At 60.5% G+C, this 23,918-nt stretch carries 23 protein-coding genes, 1 tRNA gene and 2 pseudogenes; 13 read left to right on the top strand and 13 right to left on the bottom strand.

What is annotated here, in order from left to right; genetic code table 11:
- Positions 1-560: 560 nt before the first annotated feature.
- From AC1Q8Q_RS27025 to AC1Q8Q_RS27010, 4 genes and pseudogenes are all read right to left on the bottom strand, one after another.
- Positions 561-1,052, bottom strand: coding sequence for a GNAT family N-acetyltransferase (locus AC1Q8Q_RS27025; protein ID WP_020800064.1), 492 nt, complete (start codon positions 1,050-1,052; stop codon positions 561-563).
- Positions 1,053-1,102: 50 nt separating this feature from the next.
- Positions 1,103-1,498: pseudogene (locus AC1Q8Q_RS27020) on the bottom strand (NAD(P)H-dependent oxidoreductase); the annotation flags it as partial.
- Positions 1,474-1,629: pseudogene (locus AC1Q8Q_RS27015) on the bottom strand (ArsB/NhaD family transporter); the annotation flags it as partial. The pseudogenes AC1Q8Q_RS27015 and AC1Q8Q_RS27020, both read right to left, overlap by 25 nt.
- A gap of 76 nt (positions 1,630-1,705) precedes the next feature.
- On the bottom strand, positions 1,706-2,263 hold the full coding sequence (locus tag AC1Q8Q_RS27010) for an ATP-dependent Clp protease proteolytic subunit (RefSeq protein WP_020800062.1): 558 nt from the start codon (positions 2,261-2,263) through the stop codon (positions 1,706-1,708).
- A gap of 260 nt (positions 2,264-2,523) precedes the next feature.
- Here AC1Q8Q_RS27010 and AC1Q8Q_RS27005 point away from each other — a divergent pair, with 260 nt between their 5' ends.
- Positions 2,524-2,874: a hypothetical protein gene (locus tag AC1Q8Q_RS27005; RefSeq protein ID WP_020800061.1), complete on the top strand. Its 351-nt coding sequence runs from the start codon at positions 2,524-2,526 to the stop codon at positions 2,872-2,874.
- Between the two features lie 75 nt (positions 2,875-2,949).
- Here the strand turns inward: AC1Q8Q_RS27005 and AC1Q8Q_RS27000 are convergent, their stop codons facing one another.
- The 4 genes from AC1Q8Q_RS27000 to AC1Q8Q_RS26985 form a co-directional block, all read right to left on the bottom strand.
- Positions 2,950-3,240, bottom strand: coding sequence for a hypothetical protein (locus AC1Q8Q_RS27000; protein ID WP_020800060.1), 291 nt, complete (start codon positions 3,238-3,240; stop codon positions 2,950-2,952).
- Between the two features lie 119 nt (positions 3,241-3,359).
- On the bottom strand, positions 3,360-5,219 hold the full coding sequence (locus tag AC1Q8Q_RS26995; RefSeq protein WP_020800059.1) for an ABC transporter ATP-binding protein: 1,860 nt from the start codon (positions 5,217-5,219) through the stop codon (positions 3,360-3,362).
- Positions 5,220-5,490: 271 nt separating this feature from the next.
- Entirely contained in the window at positions 5,491-6,156 is a 666-nt protein-coding gene (locus AC1Q8Q_RS26990) for a GIN domain-containing protein (protein WP_168758288.1), read from the bottom strand.
- Between the two features lie 93 nt (positions 6,157-6,249).
- A tRNA-Ser gene (locus AC1Q8Q_RS26985) sits at positions 6,250-6,337 on the bottom strand.
- 123 nt (positions 6,338-6,460) lie between these two features.
- Between AC1Q8Q_RS26985 and AC1Q8Q_RS26980 the strand changes: the two genes are divergently transcribed.
- Complete coding sequence (locus tag AC1Q8Q_RS26980; RefSeq protein WP_008060078.1) at positions 6,461-7,132, top strand: Bax inhibitor-1/YccA family protein; 672 nt, start codon at positions 6,461-6,463, stop codon at positions 7,130-7,132.
- Between the two features lie 68 nt (positions 7,133-7,200).
- Here AC1Q8Q_RS26980 and AC1Q8Q_RS26975 read toward each other — a convergent pair whose 3' ends face one another.
- Positions 7,201-7,638: an Lrp/AsnC family transcriptional regulator gene (locus tag AC1Q8Q_RS26975; protein WP_007987480.1), complete on the bottom strand. Its 438-nt coding sequence runs from the start codon at positions 7,636-7,638 to the stop codon at positions 7,201-7,203.
- A 136-nt stretch (positions 7,639-7,774) separates the two neighbouring features.
- Here AC1Q8Q_RS26975 and AC1Q8Q_RS26970 point away from each other — a divergent pair, with 136 nt between their 5' ends.
- Complete coding sequence (locus AC1Q8Q_RS26970) at positions 7,775-8,668, top strand: DMT family transporter (RefSeq protein ID WP_033045090.1); 894 nt, start codon at positions 7,775-7,777, stop codon at positions 8,666-8,668.
- A gap of 6 nt (positions 8,669-8,674) precedes the next feature.
- Here AC1Q8Q_RS26970 and AC1Q8Q_RS26965 read toward each other — a convergent pair whose 3' ends face one another.
- Positions 8,675-9,637 (bottom strand): FUSC family protein, encoded by a 963-nt coding sequence (locus AC1Q8Q_RS26965; RefSeq protein WP_052024714.1) that lies wholly within the window; start codon positions 9,635-9,637, stop codon positions 8,675-8,677.
- Positions 9,638-9,741: 104 nt separating this feature from the next.
- Positions 9,742-11,367: an NADP-dependent glyceraldehyde-3-phosphate dehydrogenase gene (locus tag AC1Q8Q_RS26960; RefSeq protein WP_020799171.1), complete on the bottom strand. Its 1,626-nt coding sequence runs from the start codon at positions 11,365-11,367 to the stop codon at positions 9,742-9,744.
- Between the two features lie 260 nt (positions 11,368-11,627).
- Here AC1Q8Q_RS26960 and AC1Q8Q_RS26955 point away from each other — a divergent pair, with 260 nt between their 5' ends.
- The 9 genes from AC1Q8Q_RS26955 to AC1Q8Q_RS26915 all read left to right on the top strand — a co-directional run bounded on the left by AC1Q8Q_RS26955 (position 11,628) and on the right by AC1Q8Q_RS26915 (position 20,079).
- Positions 11,628-12,515 (top strand): Dyp-type peroxidase, encoded by an 888-nt coding sequence (locus AC1Q8Q_RS26955; protein ID WP_492615729.1) that lies wholly within the window; start codon positions 11,628-11,630, stop codon positions 12,513-12,515.
- A 178-nt stretch (positions 12,516-12,693) separates the two neighbouring features.
- On the top strand, positions 12,694-13,446 hold the full coding sequence (locus tag AC1Q8Q_RS26950) for a GntR family transcriptional regulator (protein WP_033042528.1): 753 nt from the start codon (positions 12,694-12,696) through the stop codon (positions 13,444-13,446).
- Positions 13,443-15,173 (top strand): fumarate reductase/succinate dehydrogenase flavoprotein subunit, encoded by a 1,731-nt coding sequence (locus AC1Q8Q_RS26945; protein ID WP_492615728.1) that lies wholly within the window; start codon positions 13,443-13,445, stop codon positions 15,171-15,173. The genes AC1Q8Q_RS26950 and AC1Q8Q_RS26945 overlap by 4 nt, the downstream gene beginning before the upstream one ends.
- Before the next feature lie 26 nt (positions 15,174-15,199).
- Positions 15,200-15,445 (top strand): 4Fe-4S dicluster domain-containing protein, encoded by a 246-nt coding sequence (locus tag AC1Q8Q_RS26940; protein ID WP_168759190.1) that lies wholly within the window; start codon positions 15,200-15,202, stop codon positions 15,443-15,445.
- A gap of 236 nt (positions 15,446-15,681) precedes the next feature.
- Positions 15,682-17,088 carry an ABC transporter substrate-binding protein gene (locus AC1Q8Q_RS26935; protein WP_492615727.1) on the top strand — a complete coding sequence of 469 codons (1,407 nt, stop codon included), beginning with the start codon at positions 15,682-15,684 and terminating at the stop codon, positions 17,086-17,088.
- 129 nt (positions 17,089-17,217) lie between these two features.
- The gene (locus AC1Q8Q_RS26930) at positions 17,218-17,991 is read left to right on the top strand and encodes an ABC transporter permease (protein ID WP_020800864.1); all 774 of its coding nucleotides are present in this window, start codon (positions 17,218-17,220) and stop codon (positions 17,989-17,991) included.
- Positions 17,991-18,839: an ABC transporter ATP-binding protein gene (locus tag AC1Q8Q_RS26925; RefSeq protein ID WP_020800863.1), complete on the top strand. Its 849-nt coding sequence runs from the start codon at positions 17,991-17,993 to the stop codon at positions 18,837-18,839. Before AC1Q8Q_RS26930 ends, AC1Q8Q_RS26925 begins: the two co-directional genes overlap by 1 nt.
- Complete coding sequence (locus tag AC1Q8Q_RS26920) at positions 18,836-19,798, top strand: HEAT repeat domain-containing protein (protein WP_033041999.1); 963 nt, start codon at positions 18,836-18,838, stop codon at positions 19,796-19,798. The genes AC1Q8Q_RS26925 and AC1Q8Q_RS26920 overlap by 4 nt, the downstream gene beginning before the upstream one ends.
- On the top strand, positions 19,795-20,079 hold the full coding sequence (locus tag AC1Q8Q_RS26915) for a DUF971 domain-containing protein (protein WP_020800861.1): 285 nt from the start codon (positions 19,795-19,797) through the stop codon (positions 20,077-20,079). The genes AC1Q8Q_RS26920 and AC1Q8Q_RS26915 overlap by 4 nt, the downstream gene beginning before the upstream one ends.
- Positions 20,080-20,189: 110 nt before the next feature.
- On the opposite strand, the gene AC1Q8Q_RS26910 is transcribed toward AC1Q8Q_RS26915, so the two are convergent.
- On the bottom strand, positions 20,190-20,927 hold the full coding sequence (locus AC1Q8Q_RS26910) for a TorF family putative porin (protein ID WP_020800860.1): 738 nt from the start codon (positions 20,925-20,927) through the stop codon (positions 20,190-20,192).
- A gap of 106 nt (positions 20,928-21,033) precedes the next feature.
- Entirely contained in the window at positions 21,034-22,776 is a 1,743-nt protein-coding gene (locus AC1Q8Q_RS26905) for an amidohydrolase (RefSeq protein WP_168758284.1), read from the bottom strand.
- A 103-nt stretch (positions 22,777-22,879) separates the two neighbouring features.
- On the opposite strand from AC1Q8Q_RS26905, the gene AC1Q8Q_RS26900 reads away from it, so the two are divergent.
- The gene (locus AC1Q8Q_RS26900) at positions 22,880-23,791 is read left to right on the top strand and encodes a LysR family transcriptional regulator (protein ID WP_020800858.1); all 912 of its coding nucleotides are present in this window, start codon (positions 22,880-22,882) and stop codon (positions 23,789-23,791) included.
- Positions 23,792-23,918: the final 127 nt, after the last annotated feature.

The following is a 23,918-nucleotide window of genomic DNA, read 5'->3' as shown; positions in this document are numbered from 1 at the left end:
TCCCTGGCACCGAAACCAGGACGTCAGCAGTCGTCCGCCGAAATCGACGGGGTCCCGCGTCTGTTGCATGTAGTCGTGTTGAATAACTGCTACGCAATAGCGTCACAACGAAGAGAAGCGGCGATAACCTTTGGCCCCTGCCGACGTTTTCAGGGTCGGCCACAAGCATCATGAGGATGGATCGCCAGCGCTTCTCGCCCTTGTACTGGACGTTCAGGCCAGGTCAGCTTCTTCAATCTGCCTTGTGGGCAGCGTGTATCCGGAAAAAACAGCTCGGCGGTCAGACGAGCTTGCTCAAGCGTGTTACCAGTACTCCCGATCGGGGAGACGTCTGCATCATGCAAGGGCAAATCGAAGGCGTCAACGGTTTTGTAGTGAATATTTTTAGTCACTACATATTGTCTGACAAAGCTGATTTGGAATTAGACGGAGGGTCTTCCTCTACCCCCATGTAGGAGCGAGCATGCTCGCGATAGAGGTCAACGATGACGCGGGGAGCCTGACACCCCGTGGTGCCCTCAGGTTTTTCGCGAGCATGCTCGCTCCTACAGGGACAGGGCTTACGCTTTCTCAAAACAGTAAACAGTGCACGGCAACCCCTGGATGTACAGTTGATGAGCGCTGAACCGGTTTTGCGTCGCCTCAGGAATCACCGCCGCCCAGAACAGCCGTGCCGGCTGGTTCGCCTCGACATGGAAAATTTGCCATCGACCGGGGAGTCGGTTCAACAGGGTGGACACGACAAACCTGGCGACGCCCTGGCCACGAAAGCCCCGACTGACGAACAGATAACCGATGTTGTAGCGGGCATCGGGCACGTGGATTTCGTCATCCACGGTGACGAACCCGGCCAACTCCCCATCGACCCGGATCAGAAATGCCTGGGTCGCGGGTTTTCGCCAGTAGTCCGAGAGGGGCAGGATATTGAAGAAGCCATGCTCACCCAGCTTCAGCGGCACCCACTCGCTGAAATCATAGGTGTAGAACTGCATCAGGTTTTCAATGGTCTGCAGTTCGTCGCGTTGGGCCGCGTGCAGTTCAATCGAGATCATCTGAAAGGTTCCCGCCGATGGCTGTGCATGACAGGTCATTATGGCCGAAGAAGCTGATTGACCACGTTGAACGTCTGCGAGCCGCCACACACCTGCATCACTGCAAGCGTCTTGCCCTGGGTGGGGCGAACGGCACCGAGTTCCAGGGGAACCCAGTCGATCTGCGCCTTGAACAAGGCCGACATCGCGCCATGGCGTTCCGGCGAACACCCGACCTGGCCTTTGGACCACTGCAACAGTTCGCGCAGCTCCTGGACTTTGGGGTGGGCGGCAGGAGCATCGTCGGGCAGCGGCAAACTGGACGGATTGAAGATGCGCGTCTCTGCGCCGAAATGCTCCAGCAGGCGCGCGGCTTCTTCGACCAGCAGGCGGCTGAACGAGCGTTCGCGGGTCGAGCCGTACAACAGCAGGATGTGTGGATACCAACCTTGAAGTAGTAGCCCCAGGTGATGCGCATGTCCTTGCGTTCGAGCACGTGCAGCCAGAGGAGGGTGGCGAGACTGCCGATGGGGGTGATCTTCGGGCCGAGGTCACAGCCGATGATGTTGGCGTAGATCATCGCCTTGCGAATCAGTCCGTCCGCGCCCAGGGGTTCAGCAACAGGCAGCATCGCGCACGGGACGCCCGTCCATGGCGGAACCATTGCACCCGGTTCATCCACCGCTGACTTTCCAATGCTTGACATCGTCAGCGAACATCATCTGCTTCATCTCATGGGCAATGCCATAGGCCAGGGATTCGTGTGCAGCGATGACTTTTTCTTCCGCCGAAAGGCAATGGAAAATGTCGAGCTTGGTCTCTGCCTCAGCCGTTTCGAGGGTGAAAATCTGCACGTAACGCGCAAGGTCGTTATCAAGGCTCGACAGGTATTCGCGCAGGCGCTGGTGGTCGACCGATTTCTGGCTGAAGTACCAGTTCATCGGGTGGATCAGGAAGCGTGAGTGAGGGGAGGTGATGCGCCGGCCTGCCGCCAGGAACATGATGATGCCCATGGATTCGATGTTACCCGCGTTGATTGCGCACAGCGGTACCGGCAGTGACTTCAGGAACGTATAGAGGGTGAATCCAAAGTTGGTGCTACCGCCGCTCGTAGACAGATTGAGGAGTAGGGAGGTGGCGCCTTCATCGATGGCTTCGAGGCAACAGTCCCGGAAGCGCTCAGTCGTTCCCTGATCGATCTGGCAATGAAAATGCACGATATGTTCAGTCATCGATAGACTACCTGGATGATGCCTGGAGGACTTCCACGCGTTATCAAGTCTAGTAAACATCGAGCGGTTGATCTTGAAACCCTCGCAGATTGCCGCTCTATCCGATGCTCGCCATCCATCGAATGAGCGCAATTCCAATTGAACCAAATGCCCGGATCCACTCGTCGCAAGTACGATAATTCGGTTCAAACTTTCTGTTTTGTGCGTCCTCCGACGTATACGGGCCCAAGCTCGTACCAACGATGCAGAGGTGAATGAAAATGGCCAATACAGGAAATAAAAATCCCGGCAGCGACTGGGACAAGACCAATGAAGCCGGTAAAAAAGGTGGTCAGGCTTCCGGCGGGCAACAATCGCGCGATAACGATCGCATGTCCGGAGGCGGGCAAGGCAATCGCGGAGGCGAATTTGCCGATGATAAGGAAAATATGACCAAGCCAGGCCAGAAAGGCGGCCAGGCTTCAGGCGGACAACAAGGCAACAGGGCTGACCAATCGTCCAGCACTGGGCAAGGAAGCGGACGCGGCGGTAATTTTGCCGATGATCGCGATAAGTCTGATATGGGACGCAAAGATGACGGGATGAGCGGAGGTGGAGGACGCAAACCCTGATGCTGTCTGAATCATCAAGCCCCGATTTTTTCGGGGCTTGATTTCGATAGGATTGAGATCAGTCGCAAGGACGCGCTAATTGATCTGCACAATCACCGGACCTTCCGTCACGATCGGCGGGTTCGCGTGGATATTCGATGCATTTTTCTGAATCCATTCGCGTGCAACTTTCAAGCTCGCATCGCTGCCGGCCTTGTCCGTGCAAACCGTCACTGAGGTCCCACCATCCCCGGTATTGAGCAGTGTGTAGCTGACGAGGCCAGGCACTGTCCGCAGGAGCGCTTCGACGTCGGTCTGGCGCTGTTCCAAAAGGTCGAAAAGCTGTTTGGCTCCTGCACCGAGGTAGGTTCTTATTACCGCATACATGATCGTCTCCTTTGGGAGTACCCAGGTTTCAATTCTCCCCGATTCATTAAGCTTAGCCACAGGCCGGTGGCAGGCGAGATGCTACGACCATCGGCGGCGTTCGCTCTCGCCATTCACTCTCACGCCTGATCCATCGCCTCAGCCACCCCCTGATCCTCTCCCAGGAAACCACCACTTTGATGCTGCCACAGCCGCGCGTAGGTGCCGTTTTTTGCCAGCAATTGCGCATGGGTACCCTGTTCGATGATACGTCCCTCGTCCATGACAATGAGTCGATCCATGGCCGCAATCGTCGACAGCCGATGGGCGATGGCGATGACGGTCTTGCCCTGCATCATTTCATCGAGGCTTTCCTGGATGGCGACTTCAACTTCAGAATCCAGGGCACTCGTGGCCTCGTCCAACAACAGAATTGGCGCGTTCTTGAGCATCACCCGGGCGATGGCAATGCGTTGGCGCTGGCCGCCCGAGAGCTTGATGCCGCGCTCACCCACCAGGGTGTCATAGCCGCTATGGCCTTGCCGATCACTCAGTTGGCTGATGAAACCGTCGGCTTGGGCATTAATCGCGGCGCTGCGCACCTGGGCGTCGGTCGCGTCCGGGCGGCCGTAGGCGATGTTGTCGCGAATCGAGCGGTGCAGCAGGGACGTATCCTGGGTGACCATGCCGATAGCGGCCCGCAGACTGTCTTGTGTCACCTGAGCGATGTTTTGCCCGTCGATGCGAATCTCACCGCTGTCGACGTCATAGAAGCGCAGCAGCAGATTGATCAGCGTCGATTTGCCTGCGCCGGAACGGCCCACCAGGCCGATTTTTTCGCCTGGGTGGATAGTCAGGCTCAATCCGTCGAGCACCTGGCGTTCACCGTTGTAGTTGAAGCTCACGTTGTCAAAGGTCACCGCGCCGCCAGAGGGCACCAGTACGCCAGCGTTCGGCGCGTCCTGCACCTTGGGACCTCGGGTCAGGGTTGCCATGCCATCCTGCACGGTGCCGATGCTTTCGAACAGCGAAGCCATCTGCCACATGATCCAGTGCGACATGCCATTGATACGCAACGCCATGGCCGTAATTGCCGCCACCGCTCCCGCGCCGACCTCGCCCTGGTGCCAGAGCCACAGGGCATAGCCGCCAGCGGCCATGATCAACATCACCACCAGCGCCTGGTTGACGATCTCGAACTGGCTGACCAGGCGCATCTGGCGGAAGCCGGTTTGCTTGAAGTCCTCCATTGCCGCGCGCGCAAAATGCGCTTCACGATTGGAGTGCGAGAACAGTTTCACGGTGGTGATGTTGCTATAGGCATCTGAAATACGCCCCGTCATCGACGATCGCGCATGGGCCTGTTCCTGCCCGACTCGCCCCAGGCGCGGCACAAAGTACAGCATGGCCAGCCCGAACAACGCGACCCAGGCAATAAAAGGCAGCATGAGTTTCAGGGCGAAGCCGCCGGCCAGTGCGATGATCGCAATGAAATAAACGCCAATTCCGGGTGCGATTTCGATAAGGGTGAACAGGACTTCGCGCACGCCCAGTGCAGTCTGCATCACCTTGGTGGTGACCCGACCGGAGAACTCATCGGAAAAGAACGAAAGGCTTTGCCGCAGCATCAGTCGATGGAAGTCCCAGCGCAGCCGCAACGGCAGGTTGATGGCCAATATCTGGTGCTGCACCATGGTACGTAGCGCCACCAGCCCAATGCTGGTGACCAACACTGTCGCGATACCCCACAGCACAGAACTTTCCTGCCCGTTCGCATCGCCACCGGCCTGCCAGGTCGAGAGCAGGTCCACGACCTGCCCAAGAAAGGAAAATAACCAGGCTTCGTAGATCGACACACTGGCACTGAGCAGCGCCAACGCAAGGATATAACCGCGGGCGCCGCGCGTGCAGGCCCACAGGAACCGCATCAGGCCGACAGGCGGCGGCGGTGCTTCGTCGGGAGGGAATGGATCGAGCCTTCGTTCAAACACGCGAAGCATTGTGATCTCCGAAATGATCTGGGTAAGCGGATTTTGCCATTGAGTGGCTGCTTTGAGGGTTTGCGGGCAGGCGTCGTATCCGCCACCGCCAGACTAACGGTGCCGGGGGATGCAGGGGGGCCGCGTCCAAAGCGCTCGGTTGAACTTTTACAGATGTAAGGCTGTGAAGGGTGTAAAGGAGTGTAAAAGGAGGTAAAGGGAGGGGGGCCACAAACGGAACAATTCGTCCCGTTTTCCATCAAGCGGAGAGTGGCCTGTTCATTCCTGCCGTTTACAAACACTCGGAGGTTGAAATTTCGCTGGCGTAGGCGCCTGTGGCGCTGTTGTCGACCTGAGCCGATGGACTGACAGACATACGTGCGCCGGCAGACAGGTTGCCGTTGATCCGGGGGATATGGCACAGGGACGATGCCGCCCCCATGCTCATGCGCACATTGGCCACATCCGCAATGAAGGGCAACGGTTTTTTGTTGAAGGTGCTGCCCATCGCCAGGTCAAGGACCAGTTCACCCGTCTTGCCCTCGATCTGGATGTCAGTGCCCATGCTGCCTGCCACCGTCAGCCTGGACGGATCGACGGCACAGGCAGGTGCCACGATTTTTACCCCTGCTTTTCCCGTCAACCCCGTCAGTGGCGCGCTGGTATATAGCGTGATATCCAGGGTAGGGGAGACGACGCGAACATTTTCCACTGCGTCATTCACCAGAAATAACGCCTTGTTGTCTGTCGTCACCTGAAGCTTGTTCAGCGTATCGGCAGAGCCTGAGACCACCATTGATGACGTTGCAGCGCATTTGATCGACAGGTTCACTCCCTGCCGGACCTCAACACTGCTGAATGCGGTCAGCGCAAAGGTTTTTTCGGCGGCCAGTGCAGCGCAGCTGGTCGTGCTGGCCAGCAGCATAAGCATCAGCTTCATCGTGTCCATGTTGTTCATGCAACCTCCTTGTTTTACAGAAGTACCGAAAGGGAAATCCAAATCCCGGAAACGACAAAGCCCTGAATAATCAGGGCTTTGTCATACATAAGATGGCGGAGGCGATGGGATTCGAACTCATGGACCTGTTACAGTCGACGGTTTTCAAGACCGTTGCCTTAAACCACTCGGCCACACCTCCGTTTGTGTTGCGGGCGCCATAATACCTGAATGAAACACACTGTCAAACTCTCTGCATAGCTTGTTACAGGGCGTCTGTTATGATCTTTGCGACTGAACGTTTCAAACCAACAGGAGTGTCGCCATGCGCGAACAGGATTACGCAGTGAACAACAGCGTGCAGGCTGAGCAGCTAGAGGTTAGCCGCGTCCTGCGCAACACATACGGCTTGCTGGCTCTGACGCTCGCCTTCAGTGGTGTGATGGCGTACGTTGCCCAGCAGATGCGTGTCGGCTACCCGAACATTTTCGTGGTGCTGATCGGCTTCTACGGCCTTTTCTTCCTCACCAATAAGCTTCGTGATTCCGCCTGGGGCCTGGTGTCGGCCTTTGCCCTGACCGGTTTCATGGGTTTCCTGCTCGGCCCGATCCTCAACCGTTACCTGGGCATGCAGGGCGGCGCCGAAGTGGTTAGCTCGGCCTTTGCCATGACCGCACTGGTATTCGGTGGCCTGTCGGCTTATGTGCTGATCTCGCGCAAGGACATGAGTTTCCTCAGTGGCTTCATCACGGCGGGTTTCTTCGTGTTGCTGGGTGCGGTGGTTGCGAGCTTCTTCTTCCAGATCAGCGGCCTGCAACTGGCGATCAGCGCGGGCTTCGTGCTGTTTTCCTCGGTCTGCATCCTGTTCCAGACCAGCGCCATCATCCACGGCGGCGAGCGTAACTACATCATGGCCACCATCAGCCTGTATGTATCGATCTACAACCTGTTCATCAGCTTGTTGCAGCTGTTTGGCATCATGAGCCGCGATGATTGATCGCCAGCCATGATTGAAAAAACCCGCTTCGGCGGGTTTTTTTTTGTTCTTGGCAAATGTACCGGCGGCTAGGCCATTGGCGGCAGGCGTCGCTTGACCGGGGTTTTCTTGACGATGGCGGTGTTGGTTTCGGCGTGAGTGTTGAGGCGGTCGAGCAGGGTGTCCAGTTGTTCCATCGAGCGTACATGCAGGCGGGCGATGAAGCAGTCGTCACCGGTGACCTTGTCGCATTCGGTGAACTCGGGAATCGCCATGATCTGCCGTTCCACTTCCTGCAACTGGCCGGGCAGCGGGCGAATGCGCACGATGGCCTGCAGCTGATAACCGAAGCATTTCGGGTCGATTTCCACGGTATAACCCTTGAGCACACCGCGCTCTTCGAGACGCCGCAGGCGCTCGGCGACGCTGGGCGAGGACAGGCCGCTGATTTGCGCCAGGGCCTTGAGCGAACGTCGCGAGTCTTCCATCAAGGCGGTGATCAGCACCTGGTCGATGTCATCGGTCATGGCGAAAACCTCAATTAGGCAATTTTGCGAAATCGCCTTCGCATAAAAGGCAGATTCGAAGTTTAGCCTGCTTTTTGCGCTGGAGCAGCCCCCGGTCGATTGGCATACTTTGCCCATCAACCACAGGAGTCTGATGATGGACAACTCAATACGTCGCGGCTCGTTCGAAATGACCGCCGCCATGCTGATCTCCGGGACCATCGGCTGGTTCGTGCTGGTTTCCGGGCAACCGGTGCTGGACGTGGTGTTCTGGCGCTGCCTGTTCGGGGCCGGTGCGCTGCTGCTGATTTGCGCGGCGTTCGGCTTTCTTCGCCCTGGCATCCTCACCCGTACCACCTTCCTGTTGGCGGTGCTCAGCGGTGTGGCGATCGTCGGCAACTGGGTGTTGTTGTTCGCCTCTTATTCCCGGGCTTCGATAGCCATCGGTACGGCGGTCTACAACGTCCAGCCGTTCATGCTGGTGGGGCTGGCGGCGGTGTTCCTCAACGAGAAAATCACCCTGCAGAAACTGGCATGGCTGGGCGTTTCGTTTCTCGGCATGCTGGCGATTGTCAGCGCACATGGCGGGGAGGGCGAGAGCGGTAACGAGTACCTGATAGGGATCGTCCTGGCCTTGGGCGCCGCGTTCCTCTATGCGATTGCCGCGTTGATCATCAAGCGCCTGACCGGTACGCCACCGCATCTGATTGCGTTGGTCCAGGTCAGCACCGGCGTATTGCTGCTTGCGCCATTCGCGCACTTTTCGGCCCTGCCGCAGGAACCGAGTGCCTGGGGCAGCCTCGTCACCTTGGGCATCGTGCACACTGGCGTGATGTACGTGCTGTTGTACGGCGCGATCCAGAAATTGCCGACGGCATTGACCGGCGCGCTGTCGTTCATCTACCCGATCGCGGCGATTTTCGTCGACTGGTTTGCCTTCGGCCATCGCCTGGAACCGCTGCAATGGATCGGGGTGGCCGCAATCCTGCTGGCCGCGGCCGGCATGCAGCAGGGCTGGAGCTTGAAATTGCGGCGCACCGTTACCTCGTAAGGCGTTTCAGATGTTCCAGCGCGGCGCCGTCCTGGCCAGTCGCTGGCGCATCTCGCCAATGTTGGCAAGCAGTTGCTCAGTCAACAAGCGGTAACCGTCCAGGGCGTTGTAGACCGGCACATCGAGCCTGACCATCGGTAGCGCCACGGGGCGCTCCAGCCGGTGGGGGACGCCGGACTTGAGCGCCCGGGCCATGGCAATCAGTTGCACGCGAATCAGTCGATGCTCTGCCTTCAAGGCCGACTGCAGGTCGCCGGCATCCGGTCGGGTATTGCCCAGTATCTCAAGGGTGCTGACACACAGGCGCAGTTGACGTTGAATGGCATCGAGTTCGGTCATGGAAATCTTCACTTCCTTGGACACCGATGGCATCAGGGAGCGCAGTTGCACCATCACGGTGTTCAGTCGCCCCATCAGCCTGAGGTGTTCGTCGCCAGTCACCGATTGGCCGGTGATGATACGACTGTAGACCGCCGCGCAATCACGCAGCGCATCTGCCAGGTTGTACCGCCAGGAATAGACCGCATAGAGCGGCAGGGCGAAGGAAAATGCCAGGGCCAGGGCAATGCCGATCAGGATATCCACCCCACGCCACAACCCGTCAGTGACCGGATTGTCACCATGCCCGGCGACGATGAATACGGTGATACCGGCCAGCAGCGCGGTGTATCCGCCTTTGCCGATGGCATGGTACGAGAAGAATCCGCACACCACCGCCATGGCGAAATAGGTCAGCCACGGCATGCCGAGCCAGGACTGTTGCACCACCAGGACCAGGCCGATAGCCGCCCCGACCAGGGTGCCGATGGCCCGTTCGGCGGCTTTCTTGCCGATGTTGCCATGGTGCTGCAAGCCGCCGATCACCACCAGCATCGTCACTGAGGCCCACTCGCCGTGGGGCAGGTGGATGCCGGTGGTCAGCAGGATCGTCGCCAGCAACCCGAGCGACACGCGCACGGCATGGATCATCCGCGCGTGGCGATAGCGCTGGTACGGGTCCAATAGCGGACGCAGTAACCGGCGCAGTAGCGGTGGCAGGCGAAGAGCCGTGGATGCGCTCAGGTCGGCTCTCCTCAGAAGATGTAGTCAGTGGTCAGGAAGCTTGAACTGCGGCCACTGATGATCTCGCTGATGAGATCCTTGTTGGTCTCCTGGAATTTGGTCGCCACCAGCGTGCGAATCGAAAACACCCGCAGGGCGTCGTGCACCGACAGCGTGCCCTCGGCGGAGTTTTTCCGGCCATTGAACGGGTAGGTGTCCGGGCCGCGCTGGCATTGGGCGTTGAGGTTGATGCGCCCGACCTGGTTGGCGAAGGTGTCGACCAGTCGACCGACCGCCACCGGGTTCGTGCCGAAGATACTCAGTTGCTGGCCGAAGTCCGATTCGAGGACGTAGTCGATCACCGTGTCCAGGTGACGATAGGGCACGATCGGCACCACCGGGCCGAACTGTTCTTCCTGGTAGACCCGCATCTGCGGCGTCACCGGGTACAACACGGCGGGGTAGAAGAACGATGCGCGCGCCTCGCCGCCATTGGGGTTGACCACTTTCGCGCCCTTGCCCACGGCATCGGCCACCAGCGAGTGCAGGTAATCGACCTTGCCCGATTCCGGCAAAGGTGTCAGCGCCACGCCACTGTCCCACGGCATGCCGGGTTTGAGCGTGGCCAGTCTGGCGTTGAATTTCTCGATGAAGGCCTCGACCACGTCTTCGTGGACAAACAGGATCTTCAGGGCGGTGCAGCGCTGGCCGTTGAATGACAGGGAGCCGGTGAGCGCTTCAGTCACCGCATTGTCCAGGTCCACTTCCGGCAGGACGATCCCGGGGTTTTTCGCGTCGAGTCCCAATGCCGCGCGCAAGCGGTGAGGGCGCGGGTGCAATTTCTTCAGGTCGCTGGCGGCCTTGTTGGTGCCGATGAAGGCAAAGATATCGATGTTACCGCTGGCCATCAGCGCACTGACCGTCTCACGCCCGCTGCCGTAGATCACGTTGATCACCCCGGCCGGGAAGCTGTCCCGGAAGGCCTCCAGCAACGGGCGAATCAGCAGCACGCCAAGCTTGGCCGGCTTGAACACTACGGTATTGCCCATGATCAGCGCCGGGATCAGCGTGGTGAAGGTTTCGTTCAGCGGGTAGTTGTAGGGCCCCATGCACAGCGCCACGCCCAGCGGTACGCGACGGATCTGACCGAGAGTGTCCTGCTCGAGTTCGAAGCGGCTGGAGCGGCGGTCGAGTTCCTTGAGGGCGTTGATGGTGTCGACGATGTAGTCGCAGGTACGGTCGAACTCTTTTTCCGAATCCTTGAGGTTCTTGCCGATTTCCCACATCAGTAGCTTCACCACCGCGTCGCGCTGTTCACGCATGCGCCCCAGGAAGGTCTCGACATGCTGGATGCGCTCGGCCACGCGCATGGTCGGCCACAAACCCTGGCCGCGGTCATAGGCACGCACGGCGGCGTCGAGGGCGGTCAAGGCGGTGGCGGCATCCAGCAACGGCGTGCTGCCGAGGATGACCTGTTCATCGCCGCCAGGGCCGCTCAGGTAAACCGGGCTGCGCACCTGGGCGAGTGGACCTGGCCAGGTTTTCAACACGCCATCGACCAGGTACTCGCGTTGTTCGGTCTGGCCGTCGAGACGGTATTTTTCCGGGATGCTGCCGGCGTCGGGAAACAGGTTGCCAAGAATCTGTGCGGTCGTCATGTCGCTACCCCGTGTGTAATGTCAGCCGTGCGCTTATGGCTAGCCGTTGAAGAATCCAGTTCAAGGGTTATACGCCTTGTTGATGAGTTTTTTTAACTGCAATCGAGCGCTGATGGGCAGAATAGAGGGGTGAAGGTGTGATTATTGTGCTTCAAGCGTAGACCGCAATCGGCGTTGGGGTGAAACGCGATCTTTTGACTTGGGAGCACACAATGGCTGGTGCCGAGGTTAAACTCCGCGCTCTTTCATAAGGAGTTCACATGAGTCACTACCAGCCGGGCATTCTTGCCACCCCTGTTCCGCCTCTCGCCCGTCACATGTTCTTCGCCCTGGAATCGGCCGCGGCGCTGCCGGCTGCGTTGGACAAGCTGACGCAACTGGTGGATGGCAAATCGGCGGTGGTCGGCTTCGGTGAGTCCCTGGTCAAGGCCCTCGGCGGGCATGTCGAAGGCTTGCGGGCGTTTCCAGCGCTGAGCGGTGTCGGCGTCGACAATCCGTCGACGCAACAGGCACTCTGGTGCTGGTTGCACGGTACCGACCGTGGCGAACTGCTTAACCGCAGCCACGCCTTCGAAGCAGCGTTGGCCCCGGCCCTGCGCCTGGTGCAAGTGACCGAGGGTTTCCGTCACCGTAACGGCCATGACCTGACCGGTTACGAAGACGGCACTGAAAACCCCCGTGACGAAGCCGCCGCGGCCGCCGCGCTGGTGGGTGAGGGCGCCGAAGGCATGGTGGGCGGCAGCTTCGCCGCGCTTCAGCAGTGGCAGCATGACCTCAAGGGCTTTCGCGCGATGGCGTCCCATGAGACGGATGACATCATGGGACGTCGCCTGAGCGATAACGAAGAACTCGACGACGCACCGATCTCGGCCCACGTCAAACGCACCGCCCAGGAGAGCTTTGCCCCTGAGGCGTTCGTGGTTCGCCGCTCGATGCCATGGATCGAAGGCGAGCGAGCCGGGTTGATGTTCCTGGCCTTCGGTTTTTCCCTCGACGCCTTCGAAGTCCAGCTGCGCCGCATGAGCGGCCTGGAAGACGGAATCACTGACGGCTTGTACCGCATCAGCCGGCCGATCACCGGCGGCTACTACTGGTGCCCGCCGCTGAAGGATGGTCGTTTGGATCTGCGGGCCATGCGCATCGGCTGAGTAAAAGCAAAAGATCGCAGCCTTCGGCAGCTCCTACAGGTGGAACGCATAAACCTGTAGGAGCTGCCGAAGGCTGCGATCTTTTGATCTCCATCTAACCTTATGCCCAAACAGTATTTCTCAGCCATTCCTTAGAACTCTATGATCACGTCATAACTCGTTATGACAAGTGATCTTCATGACCGATAACGTTCTATCGCTTAGTAGCGTTCCGCTGCACACCCAACTGCGCGATGTGTTGCGTGCGCGCATCCTCGACGGTGAATACCCGCAAGACAGCCAGATGCCTTCCGAAAGCGAGCTCGGTGCGCTGTTCAAGGTCAGTCGCATCACGGTGCGCCAGGCTCTCGGCGATCTGCAGAAGGAAGGGTTGATCTTCAAAATCCACGGCAAGGGTACCTTCGTCGCCAAGCCGAAAACCTTCCAGAACGTCAGCACCTTGCAAGGCCTGGCCGAGTCCATGACCGGTCGCGGATATGAGGTGATCAACCGCCTGCGCAGCTTCAAGTTCATCGCTGCCGACAAGCTGGTCGCCGATCGCTTGCAGGTCGCCGAAGGGGAGACCGTGGCGCAGATCAAGCGGGTTCGCCTGATCAACCGCGAACCGATTTCGCTGGAAATCACTTACCTGCCCAAAGCCCTTGGCGAGCGCCTGGAGAAGGCCGATCTGGTAACCCGCGACATTTTCCTGATCCTGGAAAACGACTGCGGACTGGCCCTCGGCCACGCCGACCTGGCCATCGACGCAGTACTGGCCGACAGCGACTTGACCCAGGCGCTGAACGTCGAGGCCGGCTCGCCGATCATGCGCATCGAGCGCCTGACCCACGACGCCGAAGGCCGCCCAGTGGACTTCGAACACCTTTACTACCGTGGCGATGCCTTCCAGTACCGCCTGCGGATCGACCGGCAAAAAGGGGCGCAGGCATGACCCGAACGACTCTCGAGCAGGAATACGACATCGTGGTGATCGGCGGCGGCACGGCCGGGCCGATGGCGGCGATCAAGGCCAAGGAACGCAACCGCGATTTGCGGGTATTGTTGATCGACAAGGCCAACGTCAAGCGCAGCGGCGCGATCAGCATGGGCATGGACGGCCTCAACAACGCGATCATTCCCGGCCACTCCACGCCGGAGCAGTACACCAAGGAAATCACCATCGCCAACGACGGCATCGTCAATCAGGCCGCGGTGTATGCCTACGCGACCCACAGCTTCGAGACTATCGAACAGCTAGACCGCTGGGGCGTGAAGTTCGAGAAAGACGAGACCGGCGACTACGCGGTGAAAAAGGTTCACCACATGGGCGCCTACGTGCTGCCGATGCCGGAAGGCCACGACATCAAGAAAGTCCTGTATCGCCAGTTGAAGCGGGCGCGGGTCAGCATTACCAATCGCCTGGTCTGCACCCGTTTGCTCAAGGACGAAGAGGGCGCGGTCAACGGCGTGATGGGCTTCGATTGCCGCACGGCCGACTTCCATGTGATCAAGGCCAAGGCCGTGATCCTCGCCTGCGGTTCCGCCGGACGCCTGGGCCTGCCGGCTTCGGGTTACCTGATGGGCACCTACGAAAACCCGACCAATGCCGGCGACGGTTACGCCATGGCCTACCACGCCGGAGCCGAACTGGCGAACCTGGAATGCTTCCAGATCAACCCGCTGATCAAGGACTACAACGGCCCGGCCTGCGCCTACGTCACTGGTCCCTTGGGTGGCTACACCGCCAACAACAAGGGCGAGCGCTTCATCGAGTGCGACTACTGGAGCGGCCAGATGATGTGGGAGTTCCATCAGGAGCTCGAAAGTGGCAACGGCCCGGTGTTCCTCAAGCTCGATCACCTGGCCGAAGAAACCATCCAGAACATCGAAGAGATCCTGCACAGCAACGAGCGCCCGAGTCGCGGTCAGTTCCACGCCAATCGCGGTACCGATTACCGCACGCAAATGGTCGAGATGCACATCTCCGAGATCGGTTTTTGCAGCGGACATTCGGCGTCGGGCGTGTGGGTCAACGAGAAGGCCGAGACCTCGGTCAAGGGCCTGTATTCGGCCGGTGACATGGCCGCGGTGCCGCACAACTACATGCTCGGTGCGTTCACCTATGGCTGGTTTGCCGGCACCAACGCGGCGGACTTTGTCGCCGGACGCGAGTTTTCCGCGCTCGATGCCGAGCAGGTCGCAATTGAAAAGCAGCGAGTCTACGCACCCCTTGATCGCGAACACGGCCTGCCACCGGCCCAGGTCGAGTACAAGCTGCGCCGCTTCGTCAACGACTACCTGCAGCCGCCGAAAGTGACCAGGAAGATGCAGATCGGCCTGCAACGCTTCAGCGACATCCAGCGTGACCTGGATCAGATCAAGGCCCACAACGCCCACGAACTGATGCGCGCCATGGAAGTCAGCATGATCCGCGACTGCGCCGAAATGGCTGCCCGTGCTTCATTGTTCCGCGCCGAAAGTCGCTGGGGGCTTTACCACTATCGGGTCGACCACCCGCAACGCAACGACAGCGACTGGTTCTGCCATTGCCACTTGAAGAAGGGCGAAAACGGCGTGATGACCAGTTTCAAGAAAGCCATCGAACCTTACATCATCCCACTGGACGCCGATGAAATGCAGGCCTACGACCGGTTGCGGGTCGGTGCCGACGCGGCTTGAGCATGACACTAGAGAGAAACCGTGAAATGGCCTACCAACCCCAGGAAATATTCTTTCGCTCCAAGGCTCCGGTCACCGTCGACGAGGACCTTTGCATCGCCCACAAGGGCTGCACGGTGTGCGTCGACGTCTGCCCGATGGACTTGCTGGCGATCAACCCGGCCACGCAAAAGGCCTACATGGCCTTCGATGAATGCTGGTACTGCATGCCGTGCGAAAAGGACTGCCCGACTGGCGCCGTGAAAGTGGATATCCCTTATTTGTTGCGTTGAAGCACAGCCCAAATGTGGGAGCGAGCCTGCTCGCGAAGAGGTCGGCACAGCTGGCATCTTTGTGGACTGACAGGACGCTTTCGCGAGCAGGCTCGCTCCCACAATGGAGCGAGTGCAGACAATAAAATGCTACCCGGAAACCACCGGACGCTTGCTTCAAGACACCCCTCGTTTCCCACCACGCCCTGATCGTGGCGGAGACGAACATCCTATAAATGATTCGAGGGGAAACACCCATGATATTGCGTGCAGCTTTGGCCGGTCTGGTACTGGCATCATTCACCCTGTCGGCGCAGGCGGAGACCATCCGCATCGCCATCGGCACCCAGGACACCACCATCAATTGCGCCGCTGGCGGCCTGTTGATCCGCGAGCTGGGCCTGCTGGACAAATACCTGCCCCACGATGGCCAGTACAAGGACGCCAAGTACGAGGTGCAGTGGAAGAACTTCACCAGCGGCGCGCCGCTGACCAATGAGATGGTCGCCGGCAAGCTCGACTTCGGCGCCATGGCCGATTTCCCCGGGTCGTTCAACGGCGTGGCGTTTGAAACTGCCGGCAAGCGCAGCCTGTTCATCAGCGTGCTGTCGGGCAGCACCCAGGGCAGTGGCAACGGCATCGTGGTGCCGAGCGCGTCGGGCGTGCAGTCACTGGCCGAGCTCAAGGGCAAGACCATTTCCGTTCCGTTCGCGTCCACTGCCCATGGCATGTTGCTGCGCGCTGTAGCGGCCCAGGGTTGGGACCCGCTCAAGGACGTGAACATCATTGCCCAGCCACCGGAAGTCGCCGGTTCCGCGTTGCAGGCCGGCAAGATCGACGCCCATGCCGACTTTGTGCCGTTCGCCGAACTGTTCCCGAGCCGGGGGTTCGCACGCAAGATCTACGACGGTTCCCAGGCTGGCGCGCCGACCTTCCACGGTGCGCTGGTGGACCAGGCCTATGCGAAAAAATACCCGGAAATCGTCGTCGCCTACCTGCGCGCGAGCATCGAAGCCAACCAACTGCTGGCCGCCGAGCCTGAGAAGTACAGCGAGTTGATCGCCAAGGTCACCGGAGTCGATGCCGAGGTCAACTACCTGTTCCACGGCCCGCTCGGCGTGCAGACCCGCGACTTGACCTGGAAACCGGAATTCCGCCAGGCCGTCGGCACCGCCATCGACACCCTCAAGCTGTTGAAGAAGGCTGATCGCGGCCTCGACCTGAATACCTTCATCGACGACCAATACATTCGCGCCGCGTTCAAGGCGTCCAATCTGGACTACAGCGCGCAGTTGGCGAATTACCAGCAGACGCCGCTCAAGGCCGTCGATGCAGGCAGTGGCCAGGCCATCACCGACTTCAGCCACGTGGCCGAGATCTGGGTGCGCGGCGAGCCGAAAGTCCGTCAGTACGCCTCGGCGCAAGCGGCATTCACCGCGCTGGCCGCGCTGAAGCAGGAAGGCAAGAACATCCGCGCGGTGTATGCCCAGGCCAGTGACAGCGGGATCAAGTTGCTGGCCGACCAGGCGTGGTTTGCCAGTGATGCGCAAGGTCGCCTCAGCGCGTTTCTGCTCAAGGGCCATGCCCAGCAATTCGCCACGGCCCAGGGCGGCAAGGTGTTCGATTTCACCGATGCCACGACCCAGGCCGTGGCCAGTCGCTGAGTCAGTGATCGTTCCCACGCTCTGCGTGGGAATGCCGCCAGGGACGCTCCGCGTTCCGCTTTTGAATGTGACGCAGAGCGTCACTGGATGCATTCCCACGCGGAGCGTGGGAACGATCGGAGGTGTTATATGTTTGCACGATGGCTCCCCCGAGCCGCCTCGCTGCTGCTCTGCCTTTTATTCTGGCACCTCGCTGCCAGCCACCACTGGAACCTCGGCCTGGTGACTTTCGCCAACGTCCCGACACCCCTTGCCGTGATTGAAGCGGCACTGGGCCTCGGTGACTCCGGAAAACTCGCCCGACACCTTGGCAGCAGCCTCAGCCGGGTCTTCGCCGGTTACCTCGCGGCATTGGTGATCGGCGTCGCGCTGGGCCTGGCCATCGGCCGCTCGAAATGGGCCGAAGACTTGCTGCTGCCACCGCTGGAAGTGCTGCGCCCAATTCCCGCCGTGGCCTGGATTCCCCTGGCGATCCTGATGTTCCCCTCGTCCGAGCTGTCGATGGTCTTCATCACCTTTACCGGCGCCTTGTTCCCGATCCTGCTCAACACCGTGCATGGCGTCGAAGGCGTCGATCCACGGCTGATCGCTTCGGCGAAAAGCCTCGGGGCAGGGCGACGGGCGATGCTGCTGGAAGTGATTCTGCCGGGGGCCGCACCGAGCGTCATCACCGGCCTTTCCATCGGCATGGGCACGTCGTGGTTTTGCCTGGTGACCGCCGAGATGATCTCCGGCCAATACGGCATCGGCTATTACACCTGGGAGTCCTACACCATCCAGAACTACCCCGACATTGTGGTCGGCATGTTGCTGATCGGCGTACTCGGGATGGGCAGCAGCCTGCTGATCAAACGCCTGGGCGGTGTATTCACACCCTGGCATCGACCACGAGGAAAAGCCTGATGAGTGTTTTTCAACAGCCCGAAGGGCGGATCGATATTCGCGGTTTGTCGATCAGCCTGGGCGAGGGCAGCGCGGCCTTCGAAGCTGTGCAGGGCCTCGATTGCCTGATCGAACCAGGGCAGTTCGTGTGCATCCTCGGGCCGTCCGGTTGCGGCAAGTCGACCTTGCTCGGCGCCCTGGCCGGGCACCTGCAACCACGCGCTGGCAGCCTCAAGGTTGATGGCGCGGCGGTGTCCGGCCCGTCGCCGCAACGCGGCATGGTGTTTCAGCAGCACACACTGTTCCCTTGGCGCACGGTGCGCGACAACGTTGCGTTCGGCCTGAAAATGCGCGGCATCGGTAAAGCCGAACGCGACAAGGCCGCCGATGAAATCCTCGCCCTGGTCGGCCTTGAAGGCTTCGCCGAGCGCTGGCCGGATCAGTTGTCCGGTGGCATGCAGCAACGGGTGGAAATCGCCCGGGTGTTGGTCAATCGGCCACGGCTATTACTCATGGACGAGCCCTTTGGCGCTCTCGATGCCCTGACCCGCTTGAACATGCAGGAACTGCTGCTGGACATCTGGACGCGCATTCGCACCACCGTGGTGTTCGTCACCCATGACATCGACGAGGCGCTGTTCCTCGCCGATCGCCTGCTGGTGATGAGTACGCGTCCCGGTCGGATCATCGAAGACCTGCGCCTGGATTTCCCCCGGCCACGCACCACCGCACTGGTGACCAGCCACGAATTTTCCCGCTTGAAACGTCACTGCCTCGAACTCCTGCGTCACGAAGACGGTCGGCAGCTGCCCCGCCTGAACCCTCTCGGACTTCCCCCAGAAAACAAACTGCCGCGATTTGCCCTATGACCTCACTATTCGATGTAACCGATAACGATGACATTCTCGCCCTGCAACCACGCCTGACTGACGACGATGCCGGCGTGCGCCGCATCGCCCTGATCGAACTGGCCGACCTGGAAGAAGCGGACGGGCTGCTGTGGCTGGTCAACCGGCTGGCTGAAGACCCGGCGGAAGACGTCCGTGCCGAAGCCGCGCGGTTACTCGAAGCCTGGGAGGACGAGCCTGTGGTCGAAGCGCTGTGCCAGGCCCTGACCGATCCATCCGCAGCGGTGCAAGCCGCCGCGGCGCAAAGCCTCAGTCTGCTCAAGAGCGAAGCGGCGGGTGAGGTGATCCTGCCGTGGACCGGGCATGCCGACATCGGCGTGCGCATCGCTGCGTTCAGGGCCTTGCGTGAATTGCGCTACCCGCAAGCGGCCCCGGCGGCACTGGTTGCGTTGAGCGATCAGGAGGCCAATGTCCGCCGTGAAGCTGTCGGCGTGCTGGGTTGGCTCAAACAGCTCGACGCCTTGCCGGCCCTGGCTCGACTGGCAAGTGCAGACCCGGACACCGAAGTGCGCCGCGCCGCCACCGGTGCACTCGGCCTGGCGTCTGACGAGCAGGTGCTGCCGGCCCTGCGCCAAGCCTTGCAGGACCAGGCCTGGCAAGTGCGCGAGGAAGCCGCCACCACCCTGGGCAAGGTCGGCCACATCGACGCCGGCCCGGCATTGGTCCAAGCCCTGAGCGACGATTACTGGCAAGTCCGCCTGCGCGCCACCCGCAGTCTCGGCCGCTTGCGTTACGCCCAGGCACTGGACGCGCTGATCGAAACCCTCGGCCACCGCATCAGCAACCTGCGCAAGGAAGCCGCCCTGGCCCTCGGCGAGTTGAATGAAAAAGGCGCGATCGCACCGCTGCAGGCCGCGCAAGACGATGGTGATCCGGAAGTGCGCAAGGCGGTGCGCATTGCCCTGAGTCAGCTGCAATGAACCCGGTGGCCATCGGCAATTCCCGGAGCAGGCAGCAGCTGCGACTGAACTGGCCGGATGGCCGCGAGCAGTGGCTGGACCATGCCGAACTGCGCCGCCAGTGCCCGTGTTCGCAATGCCGGGCGTTTCGATTGCGCGGGATGGCGCCGCTGGTCGATGCCCGCGTTCGGCTGATCGAGGTGAATTCCCAGGGGTATGGGTTGCAACTGGTGTTCAGTGATGGGCATGAACGCGGAATATATCCATGGGCCTATCTCGAAGGATTAACTCCAAACCTGTAGGAGCGAGCATGCTCGCGATGGTCGTTAACGTTAACGCGTGGTTTCTGGTTAAACGCGGCGTTCTTGAGTCCATCGCGAGCATGCTCGCTCCTACAGGGGGGCCAGGGCAATCAGAAGGACTTGCTGACGCTCGCCACTACCGTCGCGCTGCACACATCGTCGAAGCCCCAATTGCTCAAGCATTGGCTCTTCGACAGGTCGGTGTCGATGTAGCTCAGGCCCAGCATCACGCCCGCCAGTTCATGGGTCAGCTTGAGCTCCCACTCACGGTACGAGTCTTCAGCTTCACCCGAGCGTGAGTACAGGTGCGGGTCCTTGAAGTCCATGTCGCCGTAGCGCAGTTTGAGGCCAACGCCGTAGGGCAGCTCGGTTTCGTAACCGATATAGCTGTAGAGCGAGTTCTGCTCGCTATCGATACCCGGCGCATCGGCGGAGTAGTAGGCGCCGAGTTTTACCCCGTAGACGCTGAGAATGCCGTAGGCCTCGCTCTGGTTGAACTGGCTCTCTTTCGGGTAAGAATATTTGAGGTAGCCCAGGTCGAGGCTGACGTCATCGGTGGCCTGCCACAACCAACCGGCATAGTAGTCGACCTCCTGCCGGGTTTTCAGGCCGCCGCCAAAGTCGACGTTGGAGGTCCATGCGCCCAGGTACAGGCCGCTGCTGTGGGCCAGGGTTGCGCCGGCTTGCAGTGTCGGGTCGTTCTGAGTCTGCGAGATGCCGCGGGTTCGATAATCGCTGGCCAGTGTCACGTCCAGCAGCAAGGCGAAATCATCGTTCAAGGGGATGGCTTGGCTGCTCAAAGGCAGCAGGCTCAAGGAGCCGAGGGCGAACAGTGTGAAAGCTTTCATGGTACGTCCCGCTATTGTGATTGTTATGGGCAGAAATCGGACAAGGCTGCGCCGTGCCCCGTGTTGAAAAACACGAGGTCGGGCAGGGGTGTGGTTGTGGTTTTTATTAGAGGGGTTGCGCGTAGACCTGCCGACCGGCGAACCAGGTCTGTAGCACTTGGGTTTCATGCAGGGCTTTTTCGTCGATGCTGAACACATCACGATCGACCACGATGAAGTCGGCCTGTTTACCGGCGCTCAGCGAGCCGATCTGTTTATCCAGGCCAAGGGTGCGTGCGGCATTGAGCGTGTAGGCATAGAACATGGTTTCGCGGTCGATGCGTTCATCGGCGTTGAGCACCCCCAGCGGACCCACCCGCGTCATGGCCTGGGCCATGGCGTTCCACGGGTTGGGCGAAGACACTGGCCAGTCACTGGCCCCGGCGATGGTCGCGCCCTGTTTGAGCAAAGAATGCGCCGGGTATTGGTAACGGAACGCCAGGGCGCTGACGTAAGGCTTGATCATGTCCGTGGTGTAATCGTCGGCGCTGGCCCAGAGCAGTTGCATCGAGGCGATGACGTCGAGCGGTTTGAAGCGGGCGAATTCTTTCGGATTGACGATCTGCAGGTGCGTGATGGAGTGGGTCACACCGCTCTGTCGGTCTTTGCGCGCCTGGGCGATGCCGTTCAGCGATTCGCGGACCGCGCGGTCGCCGATGGCATGGATGTGTACCCGCCAGCCGCGCTGATCGATGGCGCTGACCAGCTCGCCGAAATGCTTCGGGTCGATCAACAGTTCGCCCGGTTTGTGCGAGTTGGTGTACGGATCGATCATCGCGGCGCTCTGGGCCGGGTACTCGATCACGCCGTCGGCGAAGATCTTGATACCGGGCAGCGTCAGGTTGGGGATGCCCTGGAATTGTTGGCGGACCTTGTCCAGGGTGTCGAGATCGGACGGCACGCTTTTGCCGTTGGCCACCAGCAGCGCCGCGACGTGGGCGGTCATGCCGCCGCTTTCGGACAGGGCCTTGTACACCGGCAGGACACCGACGGTTTTCTCCGTGGGTTTGAGTGCAAACACCGGCTCGCCGGGCGCGGCGTTGGCGGCCGGGTCCATCCAGGCGGTGATGCCCAGGCTGTTGTTGTAGCTCACGGCGGTTTGCGCCGCCTTGAGCATGTCAGTGGCGCTCGGCGAGGGCATTTTCGCGGCCACGCGGTCCCAGCCGGCGTCCACCAGGAAGCCGTTGGGGCGGCCGTCGGCGAGTTTGCCGATGGTGTCTTTCTCGGCGCCTGGCAGTGTTTTCAGCAGCGCCGCATCAATGCCTGCGCGCTTGAGCATCACGTTGTTGGCCCAGGCCGTGTGATGGTCACTGCCGGTGAACACCACGGGCACGTCGGCCCATTCGCCGCTGTTGAATTTCTTGCCCAAGGCATCAGATTGCGCCCAGTAGGCCGAACTCATACCGGCCACGCTCAGGATGTCGCCGTGTTTGGCCTTGCCGTCTTCACGCCAGGCCCGCAGGCGTTTTTCCAGTTCGTCCAGATCGACCACTTCATCTTCCATGTTGGCCGAAACCATCTCCAATCCGCCGAAGATCGCGTGGGAGTGGGTGTCGATCAGGCCTGGCATCAGGGTCTTGCCACCCAGGTCGACGACCTTGGTTCCCGAATCGATCAGGGCCTTGATCTGCGCATCGCTGCCTGCTTGCAACACTTTACCGTCCTGTACCGCCAGCGCCTGGACCTTGGGCTGGTTGCGGTCGGCAGTGAAGATCTTGCCGTTGAACAGCACCAGGTCAGTCGCGGCCATGGCTTCCAACGAGGCAAAACTGACTGCCACCAGCAACAGATTCGGGATGAATTTTTTCATTGAATGTTTCCTTGTTATTGCGTCTGATGGCCAGACTAGTGGCTTACCGCGCTCGGCAGAACGCCTCGCTCACGAAAAACGTTTTTGCCTGAATGGAAAAAGAATGGACAAGCTGGGTGCACTGAAAATGTTCGTGGTCACCGCACAACTGGGCAGCTTCAGTCGCGCCGCCGAGCAGTTGGGCAAGACCCCGTCGGCCCTGACCAAAGCGGTCAATCACCTGGAAGCGGAACTCGGCGCGCGATTGTTCGAGCGCAGTACCCGGCGGATCTTGCTCACGGAATCCGGGCGGCTGTACCTGGAAACCGCGCGCCAGGTATTGCAGCGACTGGACGAGGCCGGCGAGGAAATCGAGCAGTTGCAGCACGGTTTGCGCGGCAGTCTGAAAATCACCGCGCCGCTGGCCTATGGGCAGGCCTTTCTCGATCAGGTGTGTGGCGGTTTTCTCGAGCAATACCCGCAGATCAACCTGCAAGTGGACCTGTGTGACGAGTTCGTCAATCTGCTGGAAAGCGGCTACGACCTGGCCTTGCGTGAAGGGCATGACGACTTGCCGGGGTTGATTGCCCGCGTCGTTGGCAGCAATCGCCTGGCGCTGTGCGCCAGCCCGGAGTATCTGGCGCGCAAGGGGCTGGCGGTCACCCCGCAGACCCTCGATGAGCACGAATGGTTGCTGTACCGCCATCCTTTGCTCAGCCGCGAATTCTGGTGGGCCGAGCGCGACGGCCAACGTTTGAGCTTGCCGCAACCCCAGGCACCCCGCTTGCGCAGCGACAACTACGACTTACTGCTGGCCAATGCCCTGGCCGGGCGCGGGTTGCTGCATACGCCGTTGTGGAGCGCGGCGCCGTACATTGCCGAAGGGCGCCTGGTGCGGGTGATGGCCGACTACGACATCGACCCGGACAGCTTCGGTCCGCACATCCTGGCGGTGTACCCCAGCCATCGGCGGGCCACGGCCAAGGTGCTGGCGTTCATCGATTACATCACGGCGTTTCTGGCGGAGCCTCTGTAGGAGCGAGCATGCTCCGGGCGGCGTTCCGACGATGGTCGTCAACGATAACGCGGGGGGCCTGATACCCCGCAACGGCCTCGGGTTTTTCGCGAGCATGCTCGCTCCTACAGGGGGTAGGGGCTTGCCA

Source organism: Pseudomonas sp. GW823-FHT06B06 (assembly GCF_058795195.1).
Note: the sequence above shows the minus strand (reverse complement) of the source record. Positions and strands in the feature narration are given on the sequence as shown.

Bases quoted from the DNA above. Each gene is read 5' to 3' on its own strand.
- AC1Q8Q_RS27025 (WP_020800064.1), bottom strand. From the start codon at position 1,052: ATGATCTCGATTGAACTGCACGCGGCCCAACGCGACGAACTGCAGACC.
- AC1Q8Q_RS27010 (WP_020800062.1), bottom strand. From the start codon at position 2,263: ATGACTGAACATATCGTGCATTTTCATTGCCAGATCGATCAGGGAACG.
- AC1Q8Q_RS27005 (WP_020800061.1), top strand. From the start codon at position 2,524: ATGGCCAATACAGGAAATAAAAATCCCGGCAGCGACTGGGACAAGACC.
- AC1Q8Q_RS27000 (WP_020800060.1), bottom strand. From the start codon at position 3,240: ATGTATGCGGTAATAAGAACCTACCTCGGTGCAGGAGCCAAACAGCTT.
- AC1Q8Q_RS26995 (WP_020800059.1), bottom strand. From the start codon at position 5,219: ATGCTTCGCGTGTTTGAACGAAGGCTCGATCCATTCCCTCCCGACGAA.
- AC1Q8Q_RS26990 (WP_168758288.1), bottom strand. From the start codon at position 6,156: ATGAACAACATGGACACGATGAAGCTGATGCTTATGCTGCTGGCCAGC.
- AC1Q8Q_RS26980 (WP_008060078.1), top strand. From the start codon at position 6,461: ATGCGCGAACAGGATTACGCAGTGAACAACAGCGTGCAGGCTGAGCAG.
- AC1Q8Q_RS26975 (WP_007987480.1), bottom strand. From the start codon at position 7,638: ATGACCGATGACATCGACCAGGTGCTGATCACCGCCTTGATGGAAGAC.
- AC1Q8Q_RS26970 (WP_033045090.1), top strand. From the start codon at position 7,775: ATGGACAACTCAATACGTCGCGGCTCGTTCGAAATGACCGCCGCCATG.
- AC1Q8Q_RS26965 (WP_052024714.1), bottom strand. From the start codon at position 9,637: ATGATCCATGCCGTGCGCGTGTCGCTCGGGTTGCTGGCGACGATCCTG.
- AC1Q8Q_RS26960 (WP_020799171.1), bottom strand. From the start codon at position 11,367: ATGACGACCGCACAGATTCTTGGCAACCTGTTTCCCGACGCCGGCAGC.
- AC1Q8Q_RS26955 (WP_492615729.1), top strand. From the start codon at position 11,628: ATGAGTCACTACCAGCCGGGCATTCTTGCCACCCCTGTTCCGCCTCTC.
- AC1Q8Q_RS26950 (WP_033042528.1), top strand. From the start codon at position 12,694: ATGACCGATAACGTTCTATCGCTTAGTAGCGTTCCGCTGCACACCCAA.
- AC1Q8Q_RS26945 (WP_492615728.1), top strand. From the start codon at position 13,443: ATGACCCGAACGACTCTCGAGCAGGAATACGACATCGTGGTGATCGGC.
- AC1Q8Q_RS26940 (WP_168759190.1), top strand. From the start codon at position 15,200: ATGGCCTACCAACCCCAGGAAATATTCTTTCGCTCCAAGGCTCCGGTC.
- AC1Q8Q_RS26935 (WP_492615727.1), top strand. From the start codon at position 15,682: ATGATATTGCGTGCAGCTTTGGCCGGTCTGGTACTGGCATCATTCACC.
- AC1Q8Q_RS26930 (WP_020800864.1), top strand. From the start codon at position 17,218: ATGTTTGCACGATGGCTCCCCCGAGCCGCCTCGCTGCTGCTCTGCCTT.
- AC1Q8Q_RS26925 (WP_020800863.1), top strand. From the start codon at position 17,991: ATGAGTGTTTTTCAACAGCCCGAAGGGCGGATCGATATTCGCGGTTTG.
- AC1Q8Q_RS26920 (WP_033041999.1), top strand. From the start codon at position 18,836: ATGACCTCACTATTCGATGTAACCGATAACGATGACATTCTCGCCCTG.
- AC1Q8Q_RS26915 (WP_020800861.1), top strand. From the start codon at position 19,795: ATGAACCCGGTGGCCATCGGCAATTCCCGGAGCAGGCAGCAGCTGCGA.
- AC1Q8Q_RS26910 (WP_020800860.1), bottom strand. From the start codon at position 20,927: ATGAAAGCTTTCACACTGTTCGCCCTCGGCTCCTTGAGCCTGCTGCCT.
- AC1Q8Q_RS26905 (WP_168758284.1), bottom strand. From the start codon at position 22,776: ATGAAAAAATTCATCCCGAATCTGTTGCTGGTGGCAGTCAGTTTTGCC.
- AC1Q8Q_RS26900 (WP_020800858.1), top strand. From the start codon at position 22,880: ATGGACAAGCTGGGTGCACTGAAAATGTTCGTGGTCACCGCACAACTG.